The sequence below is a fragment of the Enterobacter cloacae complex sp. SHL021 genome (genome assembly GCF_049237765.1).
In the GTDB taxonomy this organism is placed as follows: Bacteria; Pseudomonadota; Gammaproteobacteria; order Enterobacterales; family Enterobacteriaceae; genus Enterobacter; species Enterobacter cloacae.
In genome coordinates, this window is record NZ_JBMKJG010000007.1 from 115,417 (window position 1) to 140,066 (window position 24,650).

Genomic DNA, 24,650 nt, shown 5'->3' on the forward strand with positions numbered 1-24,650 from the left:
TTCCTTCATGAGATAGAAGGGAGATTATCTGTGGCTGTTCATTTGCTTATCGTCGACGCGCTCAACCTGATTCGCCGGATCCATGCAGTGCAAGGCACGCCCTGTAAGGACACCTGTCTGCACGCGCTGGAGCAACTTATTCGCCACAGCGAACCGACGCATGTCGTGGCCGTATTTGATGACGAGGCGCGTAATTCCGGCTGGCGACATCAGCGTTTGCCGGACTATAAAGCCGGACGCGCCCCCATGCCGGACGATTTGCATTCAGAAATGCCGATGATTCGCTCGGCATTCGAAAAGCGCGGCGTGCCCTGCTGGGGCGCCCAGGGCAATGAAGCGGACGATCTCGCGGCGACGCTTGCGGTCAAAGTGGCCAGCGCCGGGCATCAGGCAACCATTGTGTCGACGGATAAAGGCTACTGCCAGCTGCTCTCACCCACTATCCGCATTCGTGATTACTTCCAGAAACGCTGGCTCGACGCCCCGTTTATTGCCAGTGAATTTGGCGTCTCACCTGAGCAACTTCCTGACTACTGGGGGCTGGCGGGGATCAGCAGCTCTAAAGTGCCGGGCGTTGCCGGTATTGGGCCAAAAAGCGCCGCACAGTTGCTGACGGATTTTCAGAACCTGGAAGGGATCTACGCCCGGCTCGATGAAGTTCCGGAAAAATGGCGTAAGAAGCTGGAGGCCCATAAAGAAATGGCCTTTATCTGCCGGGATGTGGCGACGTTACAGACGGATTTACAGCTGGACGGGAATTTGCAGCAGTTGAGATTAGAGCGTTAAGCGTCCCCTCTCCCCGTTGAGGAGAGGGTTAGGGTGAGGGGCCTATCGCTCGTCGCGACGCCCGCCCACGGCCGCCCACCAGCGACGAATATGCACCGTCACCTCTTCGCGATCGTGATACAGCTGACGCGCCTGGATCTCCACGTTAATGCCGTGTTCATCCAGTTGCTGCTGAATATAGGCCAGGTTCTGAGAGACCTCCTCATAGCGCTTTTTCATTGGCAGCTTGAGGTTAAAAATCGTCTCACGACACCAGCCGTTCACCAGCCAGGAGGCCATCAGTGCCGCCACTTTCGCTGGTTTTTCCACCATATCGCATACCATCCAGGAGATGTTATTGCGGGTTGGACGATAGCGGAAACCGTCTTCACGCAGCCAGGTGACCTGCCCGGTGTCCATCAGGCTTTGCGCCATCGGGCCGTTATCAACAGACGACACCCACATGTTGCGTTTCACCAGCTGATAGGTCCAGCCACCGGGACACGCACCGAGATCGACCGCGTACATGCCGTTGGCCAGACGCTCATCCCACTCATCCGCCGGAATAAAGACGTGAAACGCCTCTTCCAGCTTCAGGGTTGAACGGCTCGGCGCATCAGCCGGGAACTTCAGGCGTGGGATCCCCATAAAGAACGGAGAGTTGTTGTTGGTATAAGAGTAACCGGCGTAGCAGCAGCCCGGGGCAATAAAGAAGATATGCACGACCGGACGTTTTGGCGTTTCGTAGTTTGTCAGCACGCCGGCATCACGCAGCGCTGCGCGCAGCGGTACGGTGAACTTACGGCAGAACTTCATCAGCTCTTTGCTTTCGTTGGTGTCGGCCACTTCAACGCGCAAATCGCCCCCCTTCTCGACCACGCCCTGCAGCATGCCCACAATCGGGGTGATGCGATCTTCTGGCGGGAGATCTTTCAGCAACTCACCCGCGACAAACATCTGGCGCGCAAAGATCAGTGAACTGAACGGCAGCTCGCGTGCCAGCTTATCCGCATCGTCAGGCTGGTAGCATTCGAACACCACATAGCCCGCATTATCCTTAACGCGCGCAAAACCGAAGACTTCTCGCTTCGCCGCTTTATCCGTAATTTCCGCGGCGCACTCTTTCTCAAACCCCGGGCGACAATATAAAACAACCTTATTCATGAACAACGCCCTTGCGTTTCAGACGGATAGCTCCGATAAACATTAATACCCACCCTGCCAGGAAGCTGACGCCGCCGACAGGTGTAACAAACGCCCACAGGCGCAAATGCGAGAGCGCAAGGCAGTAAAGGCTGCCGCTGAACAGCACCGTACCCAGCGCCAGGAAAACGCTGCTCCAATAAAACCAGATGCTGATGCGGCGCTGCATCGCTACCGCCAGCCCAAAAATAGCCAGCGTATGGAACGCCTGGTATTCAAGGCCGGTCTGGATCCAGCCCATCTCCACCACACCCAAAGACTTGCTTAAGACATGTGCGCCAAACGCGCCCAGTGCAACAAAAATAAAGCCACTCACCGCGGCAAAAATCAGCATGAATCGGCTGGTCATGTTTCAGTCCTAAAGTAATGCGTGCCCGGCACACAAAAATTATTGTTCATACCTGAAGCGGAATTTTTCTTGCTCGCTCGCCGCTTTCGCCAGTATCCACTGCCGGAAAGCGGCTATTTTACCCAGTTCTGCCTGACTGTCATGACAAACCAGATAAAACGCATTCTTGCTGACCAGTACATCATTAAAAGGGCAAACCAGACGGCCGGCCTCAATTTCGGACTGCGCCATGACGTTGTTCGCCAACGCAATGCCCTGTCCGTGAATGGCAGCCTGTAGCACCATCGCACTGTGGCTAAAGATGGGGCCCTGCTGCACGTTTATATGATTAAGACCTAATTGACGGGTATAAGTTTGCCAGTCGCGGCGAGAAGCATCGTGTAACAACGTATGTTGTGCCAGATCGGCGGGCGTTTTTAACGCTTTATCGCCTGTCAAAAGCAGCGGTGAACAGACTGGCAGCAGATATTCTGCGTATAATTTCTCGACACGCAAGCCCGGCCAGTTACCACGCCCATAAAAAATGGCAACGTCCACATCGTCCGCCAGTTTGTCTTCCTGACGATCCACCGCCTGGATCCTGACATCAATTCCCGGATAAGCTGAGTTAAAGCTTGAGAGTCTGGGCACCAGCCACTGAATGGCAAAACTGGGCAATAAACTGACTGTCAGTGCGCCTTTTGCACTCCTGGCCTGCAGCTTGCGCGTGGCTTCCGTGAGCTGGGAAAAAATCTCTTTAATATCCTGAAAATAGCTCTGCCCCTCTTCCGTCAGCAACAGCGAACGGTTGCGTCGGCGAAACAGCTTGAGGCCCAGAAAATCCTCCAGAGACTTGATTTGGTGACTTACTGCGGCCTGTGTCACAAAAAGCTCATCTGCTGCGCGGGTGAAGCTTAGATGACGTGCTGCTGCATCAAAAACACGTAATGCATTTAGGGGTGGCAATCGCTTGGACATGGTTATCTGGCTTAGATGTTAACGAGATTTAACAAACAGGAAACAACGTTTAACCTATTAGTTTTTTTTATCTGAGCCATTATAATTTGTCCGTTGAGGAACTACCAGCAAATACCTATAGTGGCGGCACTTCCTGAGCCGGAACGAGAAGCTTTTTTTGGAATGCGTGTTCTGAAGAGCTTTTGGCTTACGGTTGTGATGTTGTGTTGTTGTGTTTGCAATTGGTCTGCGATTCAGACCACGGTAGCAACGCTACCAATTTTTCACTTCCTGTACATTTACCCTGTCTGTCCATAGTGATTAATGTAGCACCGCCAATTTGCGGTGCTTTTTTTTGCTTAGCGATCTGTTAATGCTCGATCTCTTTCATCTCTTTCACGTCCGTGCGGTTGATCTGCTGCTTGTTCCCGTTAGCATCTTTGTATGAAATCATCCCGGTATCGTTATCGGTTGTCGGTTTCCCTTCCGAAACAATGGAACGACCATCGTTAGTGTGCATGACGTAGTTGTTACCAGAACAGGCGCTCAGGGCAAAAGTAAACGCACAGGCAGAAATGATTGCAGCTGTCTTATTCATGATTCTTCTCCTTTAGCAATTAATGCTATTCAAACCTCGATTTATAACAGGCTAAAACATCCGCCTAACACTATTTAGCATAACCTGCTTTTTCAGGGGCGTTGGGATAAGCAGACAATTCTGATAGATATCAACCTCCTTGCCCTGCCGCTGAAATTGCGCGACGATCTCAGTAATGCAATGAGGAATTCCATGAACGCTTTCAGTCCTGCGCAGTTTCGCGCACAGTTTCCGGCGCTGGCCGATGCCGGTATTTATCTCGATAGCGCTGCCACAGCCTTAAAGCCGCAGGCGGTTATTGAGGCAACGCAGCAGTTTTATAGCCTGAGCGCAGGCAATGTGCATCGTAGCCAGTTTGCCGAGGCCCAGCGCTTAACCGCACGCTACGAAGCCGCACGCGATCAGGTTGCTCGTCTGATCAATGCCGAAAGCGGGAAAAACATCGTCTGGACGCGGGGTACCACCGAAGCCATAAACATAGTGGCCCAGTGTTATGCACGCCCACTGCTTCAGCCCGGAGACGAGATCATCGTCAGTGAAGCGGAACATCACGCCAACCTGGTCCCATGGCTGATGGTGGCAGAGCAAACAGGGGCACGGGTGGTGAAGCTCCCGCTGGGGACAGATTACCTGCCGGACGTAGCACAGTTACCGGAGCTGATTACACCGCGCAGCCGCATTCTGGCGCTTGGACAGATGTCCAACGTCACCGGTGGCTGCCCGGATTTGGCGCAGGCTATCCGCATCGCGCATGCCAACGGCATCATAGTGATGGTTGACGGCGCGCAGGGCGTAGTCCATTTCCCGGCCGATGTGCAAAAACTGGATATCGATTTTTATGCCTTCTCAGGGCATAAGCTCTACGGACCAACCGGTATCGGGGCGCTGTACGGTAAGCCTGAGCTGCTGGCAAAAATGACGCCGTGGCTCGGTGGCGGCAAGATGATCGCGGAAGTCTCTTTCGAGGGCTTTAAAACCCAGGACGTCCCTTACCGGCTGGAAGCGGGTACGCCAAACGTGGCGGGCGTCATTGGCCTGAGCGCCGCGCTCGAATGGCTCGCCGAAACGGACATTGTCCAGGCGGAAAGCTGGAGCCGGGGTCTGGCGACGCTGGCTGAAGAGGAGCTTAAAAAACGCCCTGGCTTCCGTTCGTTCCGCGTGCAGGATTCAAGCCTGTTATCCTTTGATTTTGCGGGCGTACACCATAGCGACATGGTGACCCTGCTGGCAGGATATGGCATTGCGCTGCGTGCCGGGCAGCACTGTGCCCAGCCGCTGCTGGCAGCGCTTGGCGTGAGTGGTACACTGCGCGCCTCGTTTGCACCTTACAATACCCAAAGCGATGTCGACGCGCTGATTTCCGCGGTTGACCGCGCCCTTGAACTCCTGGTGGATTAATGACTAGCTCAGCTTTAGCCGGACATCCGTTTGGCACAGTGATCACAGAAGAAACGTTAAAACAGACCTTCGCGCCGCTCACACAATGGGAAGATAAATATCGTCAACTGATCCTGCTGGGTAAGCAGCTTCCGGCCCTTTCTGACGATCTCAAAGCGCAGGCAAAAGAGATCGCGGGCTGTGAAAACCGCGTCTGGCTTGGGTTCAGCGTATCCGGTGAGAAACTGCATTTCTTTGGCGACAGCGAAGGACGTATCGTTCGCGGTCTGCTGGCGGTGCTGTTAACCGCCATCGAAGGGAAAAGCGCGGCGACGCTACTGGCGCACTCGCCGCTGGCTCTGTTCGATGAGTTAGGGCTGCGCGCGCAGCTGAGCGCCTCGCGCGGTCAGGGCCTGGTCGCCCTTAGCGAAGCGGTGCAGGACGCCGCCCGTCAGGCTCAGGCCTGACGTTCCGCCTTCGCCATCATCTTTTTCAGTGCGTGAGACACCGCCACAAAGCCAAAAGAGGCGGTCACCATAGTGGCCGCGCCAAATCCAGAGGCGCAATCCATCCTTTTTGGCCCTTCCGCCTTGCTTTTCATTGCACACACCGAGCCGTCCGCCTGCGGATACACCAGCGCTTCGGTCGAGAAAACACAGTCGACGCCCAGCTTGCCCTTGCTGTTTTTCACCACGTTAAAATCGCTTTTCAGACGTTCACGCAGCTTGGCCGCCAGCGGATCCTGAATGGTTTTGGCCAGATCGGCCACCTGGATCTGTGTGGGATCAATTTGTCCGCCTGCGCCACCGGTGGTCACCAGTGGCACCTTGTAACGACGACAGTACGCAATAAGCGCCGCTTTTGGACGCACGCTATCGATCGCGTCAATCACGTAGCTGTAGCCTTTACTCATATAGTCTGCGACATTATCCGCCGTCACAAAATCATCAATCACCGTGACCCGACATTCCGGGTTGATCAGGCGGATACGCTCTGCCATGACCTCAGATTTTGCCAGGCCGACGTTGTCACGCAGGGCATGGATTTGACGGTTGGTGTTGGTGACGCACACGTCATCCATATCAATCAGCGTGATTGCGCCAATACCGGTTCTCGCCAGCGCTTCTGCCGCCCACGAGCCCACACCACCAATGCCCACGACGCAGACATGCGCATCCGCAAACAGCTGCAGGGCTTTTTCACCATAGAGACGTGCCGTACCGCCAAAACGCTGGCGCCAGGCGTCGCTGATTACCACAGACATAAAACCTCAGATGTAAAAAGGGTGAGGTTTTTCCTCACCCTGAACAGTAATCCGTATTCCGCTCAGAATACCACAATCAGCCGCTGAATACGTTTCCGGTGCCAGGCGCTGTCTTCAGTACCCATACGCGGCCATAGTGGTTATACCAGCCCGCCCGGTGACCGGCATCCGGACCAATTCCCTGATAAATATCGAAGTGCTGGCCTTTAATCGCGCCACCAACGTCCAGTGCCACCATCAGACGTAGCTCGTACTGGCCGTTAAATTTACCGTTATTATCCAGCAGCGGCACTTCTGCCAGCAGCGTGGTGCCCGCAGGAATGATGGAACGATCCGATGCTACCGACGCACGGCCAATCAGCGGCACGGCACTCGCCCCTTTCACCGGCGCAAAGTTTTGCGGTTTGAAGAAGACGAACGACGGGTTCTGCTCCAGCAGCTCGCGTACCTCAGCTTCACTGTGTTTTTCGCCCCACTCGCGGATCGCCTGCATCGACATATCTTCTTTTTTCACTTCGCCACGGTCGATCAGCACTTTACCAATGCTGCGATAGGCATGGCCGTTTTTACCGGCGTAGCTAAAGAAGTTCAGCGGAGAACCGTCACCAAAATCGATGTAGCCGCTGCCCTGAACGTCCATGATGAAGTTATCCATCAGGGAGTTGCTGTAAGCCAGGACGTAGTTTTCGCTAAGCGCACCGGCGTAGATCTCCGCACGGGACGGCAAGCGACCACGTTTTGGCGGCATACGATAAATAGGATACTGGAATTCGCCCTGACGCGTATGTCGCGCCTGGATAACCGGGGTGTAATAGCCGGTAAACTGCACGTTGCCGTAGTTGTCCGCCCCTTCCATCTGCCAGGCGTCGATACCAAACTGGCGCATATTGCGCGTATCGCCGCCCGCGCGCAGCCAGTCCTGCACCGCGTTATAGACGCTACTCTGGGCACCATACAGGCGCGGCGACGCATTGCGGATCTGGTAAACCTGCTCGGAGAAATCACCGGCGTTGATCGGTGCGCCGACAGCATCCGGCTGGTTAACTAAAGAGAAAGGCTGGGATAACTTCCCGTCTTTATACTGTTGACCGCGATCGGTCGGTTTAGAAGAACAGGCCGCAAGAATGGCTACCATTGCGCCCGTGATCAGATACTTTGCCCAACGTCCTTTCATTATATCTCGTCTTTAAGTTGCCCATTTCCGCGTGATGAAGATAACAAACCCACTGTTCTAATGAAACGGAATCACATGCCCTTTGGCAAATTCTGAGCAAAAAATAGTCCAAAGGTTTCAATGTCGTTCAATTTACATACAAAATTAATGAATTATGTGAAAAAGGGGTTGCATCACAAACCTAACCGAGTATAGTGCGCTTCCACGGACGCGGGGTGGAGCAGCCTGGTAGCTCGTCGGGCTCATAACCCGAAGGTCGTCGGTTCAAATCCGGCCCCCGCAACCAATTAAAATTTGATGAAGTATAAGCAGTACGGTGACGCGGGGTGGAGCAGCCTGGTAGCTCGTCGGGCTCATAACCCGAAGGTCGTCGGTTCAAATCCGGCCCCCGCAACCAATCAAATTTGATGAAGTAAAAGCAGTACGGTGCCGCGGGGTGGAGCAGCCTGGTAGCTCGTCGGGCTCATAACCCGAAGGTCGTCGGTTCAAATCCGGCCCCCGCAACCAATACTTCTAAAAACAATAAACACCCTTAAGGGTGTTTTTTTGTATCTGTCGTTTGTGAATTTGCCGGGGGTTAACCCGGCGTTCAGCATTATCCACGTCGTGCCAGCGTCGCCCCGTCAGAGAAATACGCCCGGATCCCTGCCAGAATCGACTCAGCCACTTCCTGCTGGAATTTGGCCGTCTTGAGCTTACGCTCCTCTTCCACGTTACTGATAAACGCCGTTTCAACCAGGATAGACGGAATATCCGGTGCCTTCAGCACCGCAAACCCGGCCTGCTCGACGCTGGTTTTGTGCAGCTTGTTGACCCGCCCCAGCTTGCCCAGTACCGCTTTACCAAACTTCAGGCTGTCGGTAATGGTCAGCGATTGCACCATGTCGAACATGGTGTGATCAACGTAGCGGTCGCCGCTTTTGCTCACACCACCGATGAGATCCGAGGCGTTCTGCGTGTCCGCGAGGTAACGCGCCGCGGTACTGGTTGCCCCTTTGGTCGAGAGTGCAAATACTGACGATCCACTCGGCTGACGGCTGGTAAAAGCATCAGCATGGATAGAGACGAAGAGATCCGCCCGCTGCTTCTGGGCTTTTGCCACGCGGACTTTCAACGGAATAAAGACGTCTTCATTACGCGTCATGTAGGCGCGCATGTTGCCCTCTCTATCGATTAACGCCTTCAGACGGCGGGCAATCTGCAACACCACATCTTTTTCCCGCGTCCGGTATTTGCCTACCGCACCCGAGTCTTCTCCGCCGTGGCCAGGATCGAGCATGATCACAATCGGGCGATCGCGCCCTGCTTTTCCGGGCTGCGGACCACTCTGCGCAGGCGGAACCTGTTTCTCCAGATTGCCCTGGTTGTAGTCTTCCAGTAACGCCAGGAGCGGATCCTGAATGTCCGTTGCATTCGCCGGATAGAGATCCATCACCAGACGCTCTTTGAACGATGCCACAGGCGCAAGGGCGAACAGCTGCGGTTTCACGTTCTGCTTGAGTTCAAACACCATGCGCACGGTTTGCGGATCAAACTGCCCAACGCGCGCCGATTTGATAAACGGATCGTCACCGCGGATCTGCGCCGCCATCCCCTTCAGAACGGAGTTCAGGTTAACGCCTTCGAGATCCACCACCACACGCTCAGGGTTGCTCAGGGCAAATTGCTTATATTTCAGCACCCGATTGGATTCCACCGTCACGCGCGTGTAAGTTGACGACGGCCAGACGCGCACCGCCACCACCTGACTTGTGGCGGCAAGACCCACCTGGCTGACGCTGAGCAGCCACATCGCCCCTGCCCCTTTTAACAAACGGCGGCGGCTTATTGCTGAATTGGATCCCGACATGCTTCTCCCGAGCAAGAAATCTGATTGACAGACAAAACATCAAAATTGACCGAAAACTTTAACGAATGACGCATAAAGTGTCATCTATAAAAGGGTAAACAATCATACGTTAACGCACGGATTACTTATTATTTTCTGTGGGTCGCAGAAAATTTAGGCTTGCACATGCGGCCACAATCGAATAAAAATACAGAAATTACGAATAAACATTCATTAAGGGTTGTGCCATGGTGAAGGAACGTAGAACCGAACTGGTCCAGGGATTCCGCCATTCTGTTCCCTATATCAACGCCCATCGGGGAAAAACGTTTGTCATCATGCTCGGCGGCGAAGCCATTGAGCATGAAAACTTTTCCAGCATCGTCAATGACATTGGCCTGCTGCACAGCCTCGGCATCCGCCTGGTGGTGGTGTATGGTGCGCGTCCGCAGATCGATGCGAACCTGGCCGCACACCATCACGAGCCGATTTATCACAAGCATACCCGCGTTACGGATGCCAAAACCCTTGAGCTGGTGAAACAGGCAGCGGGTCTGCTGCAGCTTGATATCACCGCGCGTCTGTCCATGAGCCTGAACAACACGCCGCTTCAGGGGGCGCATATCAACGTCGTCAGCGGTAACTTCATCATCGCTCAGCCTCTCGGCGTGGACGACGGGGTGGACTATTGCCACAGCGGACGTATTCGTCGTATTGATGAGGAAGCCATTCATCGTCAACTGGACAGCGGTGCCATTGTATTGATGGGGCCGGTGGCCGTTTCCGTAACCGGCGAGAGCTTTAACCTCACTTCAGAAGAGATTGCCACCCAGCTGGCGATCAAGCTGAAGGCGGAGAAAATGATTGGGTTTTGCTCCTCTCAGGGCGTCGTGAACGAAGAAGGGGTGATCGTGCCAGAGCTCTTCCCGAATGAGGCCCAGGCCCGCGTGGAAGCGCTGGAAGCCGAGGGAGATTACTACTCTGGTACCGTTCGTTTCCTGCGCGGTGCTGTGAAAGCCTGCCGCAGCGGCGTGCGTCGCAGCCATCTCATCAGCTATCAGGAAGACGGTGCCCTTCTGCAGGAGCTGTTCTCCCGCGACGGTATCGGCACCCAGATTGTAATGGAGAGCGCGGAGCAGATCCGCCGCGCCACCATTAACGATATCGGCGGTATTCTGGAGTTAATTCGCCCGCTGGAGCAGCAAGGGATCCTGGTACGCCGTTCCCGCGAACAGCTGGAAATGGAGATCGACAAATTTACGATTATCCAGCGCGATAACCTGACCATCGCCTGCGCCGCGCTCTATCCGTTCCCGGAGGAGAAGATCGGCGAAATGGCCTGCGTTGCCGTCCATCCAGACTACCGCAGCTCTTCACGCGGCGAGATGCTGCTTGAGCGCGTGGCGGCTCAGGCGCGCCAGATGGGCCTGAGCAAGCTGTTCGTCCTGACCACGCGCAGCATTCACTGGTTCCAGGAGCGCGGATTTACGCCTGTGGATATTGATTTGCTGCCTGAAAGTAAAAAAGAGATGTACAACTATCAACGCCGCTCAAAGGTGCTGATGGCCGATCTGGGATAACAGATCCTTCGCCGGGTGGCGTTGCGCCGACCCGGCCTCTCTTTCTCACCTCGTTCAGAGGGACTCAAATATCGCGCTCAGGCCGCTTCGCCGTTCTGTACGGGTGGCAATCGCCTGCACCAGCACACGCTCGTCGGTATAGAGCGACAAGCGCTGACGCGCGCGGGTGATGGCGGTGTAGATGAGCTCGCGGGTAATCACGGGTGAAAGCTGGGTGGGCAGGATCAACGCCGCATGGTTGAACTCCGAGCCCTGGGACTTGTGTACCGTCATCGCCCATGCTGTTTCATGTTCAGGCAAGCGACTGGGCTGCACAGACTTCACGCTTCCGTCCGGCATCAGGAACCAGACGCGTAGCCCCTGTCCACGGTCAAGCGCAATGCCAATATCGCCGTTAAACAACCCCAGCGCGCTATCGTTACGGGAGATCATCACTGGCCGACCTTCGTACCAGCGTGAATGCGGCGTGCGGGTGATTTTGCGCTTTTGCGCAAGCAGTTGCTCAAGCCTGTCGTTGAGGCCGCTGACGCCAAAAGGCCCTTCCCTCAGCGCACACAGCAGCTGATACTCGCCAAACGCGGCAATGACCTGCGCAGGCGTATGTTGCTGCTGCACGCTCGTCAGGAAGTGCTGATAGCCCAGCAGGGCATCATCCAGCATCGCCTGATACTCTTCCCCGGTTTGCAGCGATTTCTTCTCAATATCACTGAAGCTGCCGTCAAAAACGGCACTGGTCGCATGCCGATCCCCTCTGTTCACGGCCGCCGCCAGTTGGCCAATGCCGGAATCACTCCCGAACCGGTAGCTTTTTTGCAGCAGACAGAGGCTGTCTCGCAGCGCCGCCGCGAGAGACTGACTTTCGGCTGCGAGCGAACATCCAGTGAGGCGAGCTAACTCCTCAGCACGTTCCGCGGTATACCCAAGACTCGCATACGTGCAGATATCGCCCAGTACGGCCCCGGCTTCCACCGAGGCAAGCTGGTCACGATCGCCCAGGAAAATTACGCGCGCGTGGGGAGGTAAGGCGTCAATCAGCCGCGACATCATCGTCAGGTCGATCATCGACGCTTCATCCACCACCAGCACGTCAAGATGCAGCGGGTTTCCGGCGTGGTAACGCAGGCGCTGGCTGCCCGGCTGGGCACCCAGTAGCCGGTGCAGGGTGCTGGCTTCATTGGGGAAAAGCGCAAGCTGTTCCTGCTTGAGCGGCAGTTTTTGCAGCGCGCCACCTAACGACTCCGTCAGCCTGGCCGCCGCTTTGCCGGTGGGCGCCGCCAGGCGAATACGGCATTTTTGCTCACCCGACAGCTGAATCAGCGCGGCAAGCAGTTTTGCCACGGTGGTGGTTTTACCCGTGCCCGGTCCGCCCGAGATCACCGAGATCCGCCGCGTTAAGGCGACGGCCGCCGCCACTTTCTGCCAGTCTGTCGCCTCATCTGAGGTAAACAGGGCATCCAGCGTTTGCCGGAGCCGCGCTTCTTCACAGGGAAGCGGCGCATTTGTCTCGCTGAAAAAGCGCGCTACCGTCAGTTCATTACGCCACAGCCGGTTAAGGTACAACCGGTCGCCAATAAGGATCATGGGCGTCTGGGTATCGGCTCTGCTGACAGCAGGAGAGCTTAGCAAAACGCTCTGCCAGTCTACCGACTCGCCCAGCAGGGCAAAACAGGACTGAAGAGCCGAAGGCATTTTCTCATCAATGGTCAGGCGCGAAAGCGGCAGGCAGACATGCCCTTCCCCCGCGTCGTTGCTCAGGATAGCGGCAGCCAGCATCACGGCCGGCTGCTCGCCAGCCACCATGATGGCGAACTGCACATCAAGATGGCGCAGTAAACGCTGTTCTACGGCTTCTAGCAGTAATTCCTGCATCGTCATGCCAACTCCTCCGTGCCTGCGGCAAATAAACTGTCCATTTTCTCAATCAGTGCCGCGTCCGGGCGCGTACTAAAAATACCAGACTGCGGATCGGCGGCATCCACCCCGCGCAGGAAGAGGTAAATCACCCCGCCAAAATGGTCTTCGTAGCGGTAATTTGCAATGCGATGACGCAGATAGCGATGCAGCGCCAGGGTATACAGCTGGTACTGCAGATCGTAACGATGCATCTGCATGGCAGAGGCCATCGCCTGTTGGGTATAGGCTTCGCTGTTTTCACCCAACCAGTTCGATTTGTAATCCAACAGGTAGTAACGCCCTTCATGGCGGAACACCAGATCGATAAAGCCCTTCAGCATCCCCTGAACCTGACGGAAGTTAAGTGGCGGGCAACCGGCGGATAGCGGGTCGTGCTCGCGGATCAGCGCATCCAGTGCCTCGGCTCTTAGCGGGCTGGCGATGGGGAGATAAAACTCCATCTCCACCTGCTTATCTCTGGCGGTCAGCTGGCTGAGCGAAACACCCTGTGCCGTGAGCGGGGCGTGAAGGATAGCGGTGATCCATTCGCGGAGCACCGGCTGCCATTGCGCGTCGTAGCCGCCGCTTTGCAACATTTTCAGCACCCACTCCTCAGAGACAGGTTGCGTGAAATCCAGCTCTTCAAACAGGCTGTGTAAAAATGTGCCCGGTGACGCGCCGCGCGGAAATTGATGAGGGGTCAGCACCGGTTCATCCGGCACACTGCCGGTACCTGCGGCATCCACGTCAAGCTTAGGCATCAGATCCTGCGCAATGCTCTGCCCGTGCTGCTGTAAACCGGAATAGCTGGTCACTCGCCAGTCGTCTGCAACGGTTCGCGTAATCTGCCGGGCCTGCAGGTCGGTTGTCTGCTGTTCTGGCAGCTGCCAGCGACTGTTATCGGGTTGCGACGGGATATGCAGGGCAATATGTTCCCCGCACAGTGTTTCAATACACTGACGCAGCCCGGCCGCATCTTTTGGCTCACCAAGCTGAATCAGCCTGCCCAGCGCGCTCAGATGAAAATCGGTCTCGCCTGCCTTTTCGCCACGGCGGCGGAATAGCGGAGCGATACCCAGACTGCAGTGCCAGACCGAGCGGGTCAGGGCCACATAGAGCAAGCGTAAATCTTCCGCCAGGCGCTCGGCCTCGGCCAGTTCTACGCTGGACTCTGCTTTGCTGAGATCGAGCACCGCGTCGAACGACTCGCGATCGTGATAAAAAGCCTGATCCTGCACCCGATAATTGGCGATAAAAGGCAGCCAGACCAGCGGATACTCCAGGCCTTTCGACTTGTGAATGGTGACGATTTGCACCAGGTGCTTATCACTCTCAAGACGCATCTGCTGGCTCGACGAGTTACTGTTCGGATCGGCAATTTGCTGCGCCAGCCAGCGCACCAGGGCATGCTCGCTCTCCAGCTGCGTGCCCGCCTCCTGCAACAGTTCGCTGATATGCAAAATATCGGTCAGACGGCGCTCGCCGCCCGCTGTGGCGAGCATATTCTCGGCAATGTGACGCTGCCTCATCAGTTCACGCAGCATCGCCATCACGCCGCGTTTTTGCCAGCGCTCGCGGTACTGCACAAACTCTTCGACCACCGCATCCCAGGCGGCTTCGTCGCAATTTAGCGCATCAATATCGCGCGCGTTCAGTCCCAGCATGCTGCTTGCCAGCGCGCTGCGAAGGGTGCTTTCCCGCTCCGGCGCCAGCACAGCCTGCAGCACCCACAGCATCTCCTGCGCTTCCAGCGTTTCAAAGACGCTATCGCGGTTAGAGAGATACACGGACGGGATGTTCAGTGACGTCAGGGCATCACGGATAAGCGCCGCCTCCTGACGGCTGCGCACCAGCACCGTAATATCGGATGCTTTTACCGGGGCTGATGTGTCCCCCTTCCAAAGCAACGCCTCACCGCGCGTACCTGCGCTGAGCCAGTCCCGGATCTGCGCGGCGCAGTGCTGAGCCATCGCATGTTGATAGTCCGTAACGCCGCACCCCTCGCCGTCCAGCAGCCAGAAATTCATGGCGGGCTGGTTCACGCCGTTGAATTCAAAGCGCAACGAAGCATTTCTGGCGGCGAACTTTACCGGCTGGAAAGGAATTTCCCTGAACATAAACGCCGAATCCATGCGGCCGAACAGCGCATTGACGCTCTCAACCATCCCCGGCGAGGAGCGCCAGTTGGTGTCCAGGGTGTAGTGCGCCTCAACCTCGCTGCGGGCTTTCATGTAAGTGAAAATATCCGCGCCACGGAAGGCATAAATGGCCTGTTTTGGATCGCCAATGAGCAACAGTGCCGTGTTGGGCTGCTGTCGCCAGATGCGGCGGAAAATGCGGTACTGCTGGGGATCGGTATCCTGAAATTCGTCAATCATCGCCACCGGAAAGCGCGTGCGGATGGCGGCGGCAAGCGCCTCGCCATTTTCACTGCACAACGCCGCGTCCAGGCGACTTAGCATATCGTCAAAGCCCAGCTCACCCCGGCGGCGTTTCTCACGCGACACCGCTTCACGGATCTCCGCCATGGCGCGGGTGATCATCAGGTCGTTAAGGGTTAATGGCTCTGCCAGCAGGGTTTCAATCTCAACAAACAGCGGGTGCTCCGGAACAATGCCATCGGCTTTGGTTCGCTCAACCAGAAAACGCTGGGAAAATTTTTCCAGCGCATCCGGGAGCTGGTAACCGCGCGTCTCTTCCTGCGCCCAGGCAGTGATCTTGTCGATCCATTTCCCCTGATTGCCACGGTTAAACTTGCGCCTGTCGATCCCGGAGTTTTCGATAATGGCGTCGATCTCGCCGACAGACTCAATCCATTTTTGCTTAACGGCAGCAATCTTTGCGACGATTTTTTCATGGCGCGAGGCCAGCGTTTCATCCGCAGGCGGTGGAGATTTAATGACCGGGGCCTCCCCCTGGAGATAGCGCTCAATGGCGCGCAGAAGCTCCTCAGGGCCTTTCCACAACGCATGTACCGCTTCGGCGATGTCCCGCTGTAACGGATAGCAGTGGCGACGCCAGAAATCAGCACAGGCCTGGTAGCGAAGCTCAGACTCATCTTCAATAAGCTGCAGTTCAAACAGCATGCCGGATTCAAACGCATTCAGGCTCAGCATGCGCTGGCAAAAACCGTGGATGGTGAAGACAGAGGCCTCGTCCATTTGCCGTTCAGCCAGAAGCAGCCACTGTGCGGCCTGCTGTTTATCGGCAATCTCTTCCAACAGGCTCGCGTAGAGTGGGTTATCCGTGCTTTCGCGCAGACAGGCGATACGCAGTTCATGAATATTGGCACGGATACGGCCGCGCAGCTCAGCGGTGGCGGCCTCGGTGAAGGTCACCACCAGCAGCTCCTCCACGCTTAACGGACGCGGAAAAGCGGCCTGGCCGCCAAGCCCCAGCAACAGACGCAGATAAAGCGCGGCAATGGTGAAGGTTTTTCCCGTTCCCGCTGAGGCTTCAATCAATCGTTCACCCTGCAGAGGTAAACGTAAGGGATCAAGGGACTCAGCGGTGTCGGTCATTCTTTCTTACTCCAGGGCATAGATTGCTGCAGGGCGCTGACGCTCTTCCAGATTTTCCAGCCTTTCGGGTTAACGTAGTCCGTTTTTCCGTTCTGGCTACCAGAAACCTGAGACAGAATGGCTATTCCCTGCGGTTTAACCACCGCCTGATGGAAGAAGTCGGCAACCTTCTGAGGCGTCAGCTGTTTTATCTCGGCCACTACTTTATCACGCGAATCAAATTTCAGATTACCGCGATCGAAATCTTTGCTCAGCTGGGATGCTTCTTCACCCAGCGTCTGAGGCGGCTGCATCACCTGCGCGATGACGGCCTGCTGGATTTGGGCAAACTCATCCGGCTTCATGGCTCGCAGTTTAGCTTCCGCTTGCGGGAAGAAAGCCTGGTAACGCTGCCAGAGATAAGCGGGCTGTTTATCGCTGCTCTGCAGCAGGAAACCCAGCCCCCACTGGCGGCCAACGTTCATGGAGAAGGCAAAGACCGCATAGCCAAGCTGCTCTTCAGTGCGCAGCTGATTGTAGAACCACGGCTGTATAATTTGCCCCAGAACGGCACTCTGCGCAGAGCTGGCAAATTCATCATAGCCCGTAGGAACAAACACGGCGGCCAGCGCGGAATCCGTGCTGTTACCTGCTTTTTCAAAAATCACATTCTGTTTTTTCTCAACCAGCACGTCCTGATTACGGCACCACTCGTCGCCTTTTGAACCGAGCTGCTGACGTACGTTCTCTGCCAGCGTTTTGGCCTGGTCCTCGCTCATGTTGCCGACGATAAGAAACTCCGGACGCGTGTTAGTTTTCAGCGCGTCGCGGTAGGCCAGCACCTCTTTTAATGTGATGGATGGCAGCAGCGCCCGGCGATCTTCACGCTGGAAATAAGGGATTTGCGACAGCATCTGCGCCGGCATAATCGCCTGATCGTACGCCTTGCCTTTCTCAGCGGAATCCATCATCTGCGCATACCAGGACTTCGCCTGCTCAAACTGCTCTTCCGTTGGCGTGTAGCTGAAATAGCCCTCCAGCAATGCCTGGAACAGCTGAGGCAGACGCTGGGTATAGCCGTTTGCATTGACCATCAGTCCGTTATTGGCGTTGGTAGAGAAGCTGATTCCACCCACCGCGGCCTGGTTGCTGAGCTGGTCAAGCGCGATACCGGCCAGATAGTCATTAAGCGCAAACATCACCTGATTTTTGGCGCTATCCATCGCTTTCGGGTTGCGAAGAACAACGCTGACATCGGCTTTTGGCTCGCTGGCGAAGTAGTGGCTTGGGGTGTACACCACGCGCAACGTCGGCTCATCAACAATAAGCTGCGGGTGTGGGTACGCTTTCGCGGTTTTAATCAGGGAGAAATCATCCGGGATGTAGGGATTCAGCTCCGGCAGCTTCAACGCGATCTCGCTGGCCTTTTTCTGCCAGTTTGCGAACGTTTGCTCACTGATTTTATCCACCTGGTAAGGGGCATCCACGAAATAGGCCGTTTTGTTATGCGGCTCGTTCGGGCTGATGTACCAGATGCGGGCATTCTGTGGGGTCATCATTGCCAGGCGCGCTTTTATCGCCTCAGCGTCGTACTGGTCGGCAATGTTGACCGCGTCCAGGGTATGTTCAACCGGCACGCGGATCATGGTATCCGCCAGCCACTCAACATAGTCCATGTCGCGGGTAATGGACGGATAGCGGAAATCGAGATCCAGCACGTGTGCCAGTTCGTCAAAGTAGCGTTTATCGACGCCTTTATCGCGCAGCAACGAGAGATAGCTGAAGATAGCCGCGACCACCTCATCACGGTGCGCCAGCCCTTTGTCGGTCAGGGTGGCGGAAATCGCCAGCACACCGCTGTTGCCGTTAACCACAGGATCGGAGTCGGCACGGATCCCTTCCACCAGCCCCTGCTTTTGCAGCCAGTCAGAAAGCGTTCCCGGGCTGCGGTTACCAATAAGATAGGTGACCAGTTCATCCGTTTTACTGCGGAACTGTGCGGTATTGTTATCAATGCGGAACTCAACGCGTAACACCTTGCGCGGCAGTGCGGGCACGTAGTGGATCACGATCCCTTTCTGCGCGTCGGTGACAACCGGTACGTTTATCTGCGGCAGGTCGATGTTTTTATTTGGTACCCGTCCAAAGGTCTGCGCCGCCATGGCAGCCAGTTCTGGCAACGGTTTGTTGCTGTAGATAACCGCTTTCATCAGGTTGGCGGAGTAGTATTTGTCGCGAAACGCATGCAGCGCATCAAGCACCGGGCTGTTTGGTTTGTCACTCAGCGTCTCGAGGTTCCCCCCGGAAAAACGGGAACCAGGGTGCGCCGGGTTGATGGTTTCGGCGCTCACCTGCGCCATGCGCATACCGTCTCGCGTACGGGCCAGGGTCAATTCAGCATTGACGGCATTACGTTCACGGTCAGCGTATTTTTTATCCAGCAGCGGTGCGGCAATGGCATCGGCGAGACGATCCACCGCCCCTTCCAGCGCATCATTTTCGACTTCCAGATAAAACGCCGTCCGATACGGTGCCGTACTGGCGTTGTGGCTGCCGCCATGCATTTTCAGAAATTCGGAGAGGCTATCAGGCTGGGGGTATTTTTTGGACCCCATCAGCGTCATATGTTCCAGATAGTGCGCAAGACCCGGGTGCGCTTCGGGATCTTCCAGCGACCCAACGGGTACTACAAGCGCCGAGAGGGATTTCACCGCCTGCGGATCGGAAACCAGCAGCACGGTCATCCCGTTATCAAGGCGGACAGCCTGATACTGACGGGTATCTTTTTCGCTCTTACGGATAGTTTCCTGAACGGGTTGCCAACCGGAGTCTGCCTGAGTGACGGGAGCCCAAAGGGCGACAAACAAAACAAACGCTTTGAACAAGGTGCTGCCTGGCATTAACGACCTCTTTATCACGGCTACATCATTAACAAACTTCGTGCTGGACACGCCAGCATCTCTTTCTTTCTGTACATCAGTCCGTGATAGCAGGTGCATCATAAATGAACACCCTTTACTGCGCAATTTTTATACAGCGCTCAGGACTGATTAAATTTGAACAACGGTAACAGGTAACGTTGTGCCTCTTCCGTGATGGTCTCAAAGTATTCTGGCTCAAGCGTTCGCCATAACCGTTGATACCAGACATCATCGCCTTCACCACGGACCATCATGTTACCTTCCCAGGCCTGAACAAATTTACTCCGCGCTTTCTGCAGTGAAGCGTCATCCGTTAACATCGCATCATTCTGCGCGTCATAACAGGCTTTTATCCACGCCCCGCCACTTTCAGGCAGTAACAGCAGCGGCTTGTTCATCCCCTGACGGTAACCTTCAATGTACAAGGACAAGTAATGTAATGCCTGCTCCGGCTCCATTGGCGGGAAACGCCACTCGCCCTCCTTGCGTACAAACATCCGGCTTTCACCCTGGTTACCGCCAGCACTGTAGACAAGATGTTCGAGCCAGAGTTGCAAACCCTGCGAAACGCTCAGCATGGAAGGCCGCCAGCGCAGCAGCCCGTCCGGTTGAACCTGCGTCAGCCAGCCCGTCAGCTGGATACCGTTGCAGTTGAGGTCGATTTCGAGGCTTGTTCCCGGCTGTCGGCATTCGATAACACGCTCGGCAAGCGCCTTCATCTCTGTACACTGCGCCTCCCAGACGATCTCCCCGAACGCACCATACGGTAATTGCCCCGCAGCGCGATAGCGGCGGAACAGTTTGTCAGCATCTTCCTGCTCCACCAGCGCATTCAGCAGCTGGAGGTTTAACTGATAACGTTCCAGCCCTTCCAGCGTAAACGGTTCTGCGTCAGGAATTTCGCTCTCTTCCGAGCGGAAATTTACCTGCAACCGCTGCTGGAAGAAGGCGCGTACCGGATGCGCCCAAAACCGCTGCAGTTGTTCGAAGGTCAGGGTTTCAATGGGCCGCGCGTCGAGCTCCTGAATGAAATCACTGTGCGCCTTCCCCTCTTTTTTCGCCGCGGGCAGCCACTCCTGGGCATAGCTCTGCAATTCGCTGGCGACGTAGTTCATCGGGTCAAACGGCATACGGCTGTGACAACAGGTGATATGCGCTTTCACCCGCTGGTCGCTCTCATCGCAGTTACGTTCTTCATCCCCCGGCAGGTAGTGGCTCTGTCCGATATAGTCCACCAGTTCCTGCACCAGAACAGAGGGAAAACGCTCGCTGTTGTCCTGAATCGACCGACCGATATAACTGATGTAAAGCTTGTTCTGCGCGGAAATAAGCGCCTCAAGGAAGAGGTAGCGGTCATCATCACGACGGCTACGGTCGCCCCGCTTCGGTGCCGGGCTCATGAGATCAAAGCCCAGCGGCGGCAGGGCTCGCGGATATACACCGTCATTCATACCAAGCAGACACACCACTTTGAAGGGAATGGAACGCATGGGCATCAGCGTGCAGATATTGATCGGCCCGGCAAGGAAGCGCTGGCTGATACGCTCCTGATCGAGGCGCAGGGTCAATTCATCCCGCAGAAGCGAAAGCGGGATCGCTTCGTTATAGTGGGAGTTCACCCCCTCATCGACTATCGCCTGCCACTGTGTTTCAATCAGCGCCATTGCGGCTTCCGTGTCACTGTCCGGCAGGAAGAAATCATTGAGCAGTTCCCGGCAAACCGGCAGCCACTCCTCCAGCGGACGCGGCTGCATTAGCGCACGTCGCCAGCGGTTAAGCTGCATCAGCAGCGAGGCTAAATGCCCGACAAGCTCCGCGATGAGCCCGCTGGACTCATCATAAGGCAGGACCTCGTTCCACTCGCCCTGGCTGCTTTCCATGGCATACCCCAGCAGCATACGCGTCAGACCAAACTGCCAGGTGTGCTGCCCGGTAGGGGGAAGCTCAAACTCCTGTACGTTGTCGTCATCGATCCCCCAACGTACGCCAGACTCGTTTACCCACTGACGAAGGTAGCGCAACCCCTCTTCGTTAATGTTGAAACGAGCGGCCAGCACGGGGACATCGAGCAATGCCAGGACATCTTCGGAAATGAAGCGGCTGTCGGGCAGTGACAGCAGGGTAACGAATGCCTGCAAGGCCGGGTGAGACTGGCGAGCCCGACGGTCAGAGATGGCATAAGGCAGGTAGCGCTCTCCCGTCGCACTGCCGAAAACGGCCTGAATAAAGGGGCTGTAGCTGTCGATATCTGCCACCATCACCACGATATCACGCGGTGTCAGGTCAGGATCGTCCTGCAGCATGGCGAGCAACTGATCGTGCAGGACTTCGACTTCACGCTGCGCACTGTGGCAAACATGCACCGTGATACTGCGATCGTCGGGATCCAGTCTCCGTTTCGTGTCGCTGCGTTCAAATTCTTCGGCCGTCACGCCCATCACCGCGCGATTTTCCAGATCCAGAATATCGGACTGGATATTGTGCAGCAGGCTGTCCGGCGTGATTTCAACAAACGCATCCACGTCGCCTTCGCCTGACGAGGTGATATCAGAGAGCATATGAATGTAGTCCCGGCCCAGCTTGCCCCAAGAGGCAAGCAGCGGGTTTGGCAGGTTCTGAATGCCCTGCTCATCAAAAAGCTGCGCGGCAGAGGCACTGTCTTTAAACAAGGGCACCGTGCGTTCTTCAAAGAGACGTCGCCGCTGGCGCGTCACAAGCCGCGAAAGCCACCGGTCATCCTGAATGTCACCCCAGTAATGGCGGCAGGGGTTAGTAAACAGAATATGGATGTCGGTGTGTTTTCCGAGCGCTTTAAGCGCATCCAGATAGACGGGTGGCAAGGCGGAAATACCGCAGATAAATACGCGGGAGGGCAGCCGGGCCGGTCGGTCAGTGCTATTTTCCAGTATGGAGATGAACCGTTGGTAGAGGTTCGCACGGTGCCACTTGGGTTGACCCAGCTTTTCGGTATGCTCCACCAGCGCTTTCCACAGCGGCGCCTGCCAGACCTGCGCCTCCGGCAGACCTTCCACTAACTCACCCGCCTCCCAGCGAGTCAGCCATTCCGGACGATACACTAAATACTGGTCATAGAGATCCGCGGTACGTGATGCCAGCTGGAACAGCTTGCGTTTGTCGGTATCGTCATGCAGGTAGTGGCGCAGCATGGCAAACTCATCATGTGTGAGCATATCTGGCAAAAGCGCCATCAGCTTCCAACTCATGCTCTGTTTGTTAAACGCGCTCTGCTCCGGGATGTCAGGCAACACGCGGACAAACATCTCCCAGATAAAGCTCGCGGGAAGCGGAAAATCGATATTCGCCGCGATGCCAAATTTACGGGAAAGCGACATCTGCAGCCATTGTGCCATACCGGTGCTCTGCACCAGCACCATTTCAGGCTCAAACGGATCGTCGAGCCGCTCGCGCTCAACGATAAATTCCATCAGCGCTTCCAGCACATCCAGACGATTTGAGTGGTAGACCCTTAACATAGACGCTCCCGACTACTGGCTAACCGGGCAATGCAGACGCGTCATCTCACCGCGTCGACCCAGAGGAGAAATAAGTGTAACCGTGATGCTGACACATCCAGACTGCGTTGTCTGCATCCGGTTTATCTGCCAGCCTGCTGGCAGCGCACCAGCATCCATCTGCGACTGCGTCCAGGCGATGTGCCAGAGCTGACGATACTGGCTAAACAGGGCAAAGCGGGAAGCCAGCGCCCGGTGATAGCCGGACAGTGCCGTTACGATCGCCACCAGCAGCATCATCGCCAGCAACACGTCGACCATGCTGAACCCCTTTTCATTCTTTACGGCAACCGACATAACGCACGCTCCTTTAGAGGGCAAAAATCACTCCAGCCATGAGGTAAAAAGCGTATGTGCCCGTTGACAATCTCCCCGCCACGCCAGAGCAACAGCTCTCCATCTCCAGCGATGAGTAACACCTGCGACTCATTCAGTACACGCAAACAAACACGTTGCGTTTGTCTCTGTTTGCACTGTACATGAGGCTGCAACGACCAGCGCTGAACGCGCCCCCACTCCAGCGCAGACTGCGTGGCTGCCTGCTGCTGGATGGCGCGGCTCTCGTCGCCAACCAGCATGGTAAATGTTATGAGTTGCTGGTTAAGGCCGGTCAGGATCAGTGTGCCTAACACCAGTAACAGCAGAACCAGCGTCAGTGAGGCAATCCCATGCTGGCGGCTCACAAGTTAAACCCCGTAACGCCATAGCGAGCCTGGTAAGGGGCAGCGTGCTTATCATTCACCCCGCTGGCGGTCAACTCGAGATATAACGCTGGCGCAAATCCCGGGTGCTCATGTTTACGTACCACAAATGTGTGGATCATAAGCCGGGCCGGGTCGGTAAGCTTCTCCCATCCTTTTCCTTCACACCCCGTCGCGCCACGCAGGGTTTCCAGCGCGCCTGATTCCAGACGAAACCCCGTACTTTCGTTATCCGATGCTGAGGTGTCCCAGGTGCCGTTACTGTTTGCATCCCACCGGACAATCACACAGCTTCCCTCCCTGCCGATGGTCAGGCTCTGCCCCTGACAATTACCCGCGCAATACCCCGCGCGCTGTAACTGCTTGCCAATCGCGAACAGGCGTTGCCAGATCTCTTCTTCACGCTCTTGCGCCCTGGATTGCAGCAAAACTGCCCGTTGCAGCTCCGGTAAAAAACGCGACGTGCTGAGTAGCAGAATGCTGCTGATCGCCATTGCAATCAGCACCTCTGTGAGTGAGAAGCCGTGCTGGTTCATCGGCATGCATTTTCCCCTGTAACAGTGCACATCCTGATACGCCCTCCGTTTGAGACGACAATCATCCATTCTCCTGCCCTGCTCTGTACCCGTATCCGCCCTGCCCACGCCGTGTCCCTTAATCCATAGAATCCTAATGAAGGCGTAACCTCCCTTAGCACGACGTCAGGCCACAACGGTCTGAGCACATACGGGCTGTTGTTCTCACAGCCCTGCACCGCAGAGCTCATCAAACAGGCGCCTCTGTCGTCCTGCTGAAGCGTAATCAGGTGGTCACGGTTGTGACGATTGGCATCGTTTCGCAGAAACACCAGATAGTCGCGGACCTGACAGGCGACCTGCCACAACCTCTGCCGCTGTTGCCAGTTGTCCCAGCCGGCGAGCCCTGTCGCGCTGAGGATAATAACCAGCGAAATGGCAACCAGAGTTTCGATAAGCGTAAAGCCGTGCTCTTTTTTCATGCCGGGAGTGTGGCGAAACGCCGTGAACATG

19 protein-coding genes and 3 tRNA genes are annotated in these 24,650 nt (G+C 56.0%); 7 read left to right on the forward strand and 15 right to left on the reverse strand.

Translation table 11 applies throughout. The annotated features are described in order from the left end of the window. Positions 1 to 30: 30 nt before the first annotated feature. Entirely contained in the window at positions 31 to 786 is a 756-nt protein-coding gene (gene xni / locus ACOTZF_RS09070) for a flap endonuclease Xni (RefSeq protein WP_044157526.1), read from the forward strand. Between the two features lie 42 nt (positions 787 to 828). Here the strand turns inward: xni and rlmM are convergent, their stop codons facing one another. The 4 genes from rlmM to ACOTZF_RS09090 form a co-directional block, all read right to left on the reverse strand. Then, a complete protein-coding gene (rlmM, locus tag ACOTZF_RS09075; RefSeq protein WP_013098534.1) occupies positions 829 to 1,929 on the reverse strand; it encodes a 23S rRNA (cytidine(2498)-2'-O)-methyltransferase RlmM in 1,101 nt (366 codons plus the stop codon). Then, complete coding sequence (locus ACOTZF_RS09080; protein ID WP_003862756.1) at positions 1,922 to 2,317, reverse strand: DUF423 domain-containing protein; 396 nt, start codon at positions 2,315 to 2,317, stop codon at positions 1,922 to 1,924. The genes rlmM and ACOTZF_RS09080 overlap by 8 nt, the downstream gene beginning before the upstream one ends. 39 nt (positions 2,318 to 2,356) lie before the next feature. After that, positions 2,357 to 3,274: a glycine cleavage system transcriptional regulator GcvA gene (gene gcvA, locus ACOTZF_RS09085; protein ID WP_023622031.1), complete on the reverse strand. Its 918-nt coding sequence runs from the start codon at positions 3,272 to 3,274 to the stop codon at positions 2,357 to 2,359. Between the two features lie 349 nt (positions 3,275 to 3,623). After that, positions 3,624 to 3,851 carry a YgdI/YgdR family lipoprotein gene (locus ACOTZF_RS09090; RefSeq protein ID WP_008499648.1) on the reverse strand — a complete coding sequence of 76 codons (228 nt, stop codon included), beginning with the start codon at positions 3,849 to 3,851 and terminating at the stop codon, positions 3,624 to 3,626. A gap of 192 nt (positions 3,852 to 4,043) precedes the next feature. Between ACOTZF_RS09090 and csdA the strand changes: the two genes are divergently transcribed. Together csdA and csdE are read left to right on the forward strand one after the other, a co-directional pair. Continuing rightward, positions 4,044 to 5,249, forward strand: coding sequence for a cysteine desulfurase CsdA (gene csdA, locus ACOTZF_RS09095; protein ID WP_129253302.1), 1,206 nt, complete (start codon positions 4,044 to 4,046; stop codon positions 5,247 to 5,249). Beyond that, positions 5,249 to 5,695 (forward strand): cysteine desulfurase sulfur acceptor subunit CsdE, encoded by a 447-nt coding sequence (csdE, locus tag ACOTZF_RS09100; RefSeq protein ID WP_023622033.1) that lies wholly within the window; start codon positions 5,249 to 5,251, stop codon positions 5,693 to 5,695. Before csdA ends, csdE begins: the two co-directional genes overlap by 1 nt. On the opposite strand, the gene tcdA is transcribed toward csdE, so the two are convergent. Beyond that, entirely contained in the window at positions 5,686 to 6,492 is an 807-nt protein-coding gene (gene tcdA, locus ACOTZF_RS09105; protein ID WP_129253300.1) for a tRNA cyclic N6-threonylcarbamoyladenosine(37) synthase TcdA, read from the reverse strand. The two genes, csdE and tcdA, sit on opposite strands and share 10 nt — an antisense overlap. A 76-nt stretch (positions 6,493 to 6,568) precedes the next feature. Beyond that, on the reverse strand, positions 6,569 to 7,666 hold the full coding sequence (mltA, locus tag ACOTZF_RS09110) for a murein transglycosylase A (RefSeq protein WP_020689328.1): 1,098 nt from the start codon (positions 7,664 to 7,666) through the stop codon (positions 6,569 to 6,571). Between the two features lie 209 nt (positions 7,667 to 7,875). Between mltA and ACOTZF_RS09115 the strand changes: the two genes are divergently transcribed. From ACOTZF_RS09115 to ACOTZF_RS09125, 3 genes are all read left to right on the forward strand, one after another. Further along, positions 7,876 to 7,952: transfer RNA gene (locus tag ACOTZF_RS09115), tRNA-Met, on the forward strand. A 34-nt stretch (positions 7,953 to 7,986) separates the two neighbouring features. Further along, positions 7,987 to 8,063: transfer RNA gene (locus ACOTZF_RS09120), tRNA-Met, on the forward strand. A 33-nt stretch (positions 8,064 to 8,096) separates the two neighbouring features. Then, a tRNA-Met gene (locus ACOTZF_RS09125) sits at positions 8,097 to 8,173 on the forward strand. 88 nt (positions 8,174 to 8,261) lie between these two features. Here the strand turns inward: ACOTZF_RS09125 and amiC are convergent. Then, positions 8,262 to 9,515: an N-acetylmuramoyl-L-alanine amidase AmiC gene (gene amiC / locus ACOTZF_RS09130; RefSeq protein ID WP_129253298.1), complete on the reverse strand. Its 1,254-nt coding sequence runs from the start codon at positions 9,513 to 9,515 to the stop codon at positions 8,262 to 8,264. 227 nt (positions 9,516 to 9,742) lie between these two features. On the opposite strand from amiC, the gene argA reads away from it, so the two are divergent. Continuing rightward, positions 9,743 to 11,074, forward strand: coding sequence for an amino-acid N-acetyltransferase (argA, locus tag ACOTZF_RS09135; RefSeq protein ID WP_013098542.1), 1,332 nt, complete (start codon positions 9,743 to 9,745; stop codon positions 11,072 to 11,074). Between the two features lie 54 nt (positions 11,075 to 11,128). On the opposite strand, the gene recD is transcribed toward argA, so the two are convergent. The 8 genes from recD to ACOTZF_RS09175 all read right to left on the reverse strand — a co-directional run bounded on the left by recD (position 11,129) and on the right by ACOTZF_RS09175 (position 24,619). Next, the gene (recD, locus tag ACOTZF_RS09140) at positions 11,129 to 12,949 is read right to left on the reverse strand and encodes an exodeoxyribonuclease V subunit alpha (protein WP_129253296.1); all 1,821 of its coding nucleotides are present in this window, start codon (positions 12,947 to 12,949) and stop codon (positions 11,129 to 11,131) included. Next, on the reverse strand, positions 12,946 to 16,488 hold the full coding sequence (gene recB, locus ACOTZF_RS09145) for an exodeoxyribonuclease V subunit beta (protein WP_129253294.1): 3,543 nt from the start codon (positions 16,486 to 16,488) through the stop codon (positions 12,946 to 12,948). Before recB ends, recD begins: the two co-directional genes overlap by 4 nt. Further along, the gene (gene ptrA / locus ACOTZF_RS09150) at positions 16,485 to 19,367 is read right to left on the reverse strand and encodes a pitrilysin (RefSeq protein WP_013098545.1); all 2,883 of its coding nucleotides are present in this window, start codon (positions 19,365 to 19,367) and stop codon (positions 16,485 to 16,487) included. The genes recB and ptrA overlap by 4 nt, the downstream gene beginning before the upstream one ends. Positions 19,368 to 19,507: 140 nt before the next feature. Beyond that, positions 19,508 to 22,882: an exodeoxyribonuclease V subunit gamma gene (gene recC / locus ACOTZF_RS09155; protein ID WP_038983848.1), complete on the reverse strand. Its 3,375-nt coding sequence runs from the start codon at positions 22,880 to 22,882 to the stop codon at positions 19,508 to 19,510. Between the two features lie 12 nt (positions 22,883 to 22,894). Further along, complete coding sequence (locus ACOTZF_RS09160) at positions 22,895 to 23,218, reverse strand: prepilin-type N-terminal cleavage/methylation domain-containing protein (protein WP_013098547.1); 324 nt, start codon at positions 23,216 to 23,218, stop codon at positions 22,895 to 22,897. Further along, entirely contained in the window at positions 23,203 to 23,604 is a 402-nt protein-coding gene (locus tag ACOTZF_RS09165) for a DUF2509 family protein (RefSeq protein WP_129253291.1), read from the reverse strand. The genes ACOTZF_RS09160 and ACOTZF_RS09165 overlap by 16 nt, the downstream gene beginning before the upstream one ends. Then, positions 23,601 to 24,164, reverse strand: a complete 564-nt coding sequence (locus tag ACOTZF_RS09170; protein ID WP_129253290.1) for a prepilin peptidase-dependent protein — start codon at positions 24,162 to 24,164, stop codon at positions 23,601 to 23,603. The genes ACOTZF_RS09165 and ACOTZF_RS09170 overlap by 4 nt, the downstream gene beginning before the upstream one ends. Beyond that, on the reverse strand, positions 24,155 to 24,619 hold the full coding sequence (locus tag ACOTZF_RS09175) for a prepilin peptidase-dependent protein (protein ID WP_023620429.1): 465 nt from the start codon (positions 24,617 to 24,619) through the stop codon (positions 24,155 to 24,157). Before ACOTZF_RS09175 ends, ACOTZF_RS09170 begins: the two co-directional genes overlap by 10 nt. Positions 24,620 to 24,650 lie beyond the last annotated feature (31 nt).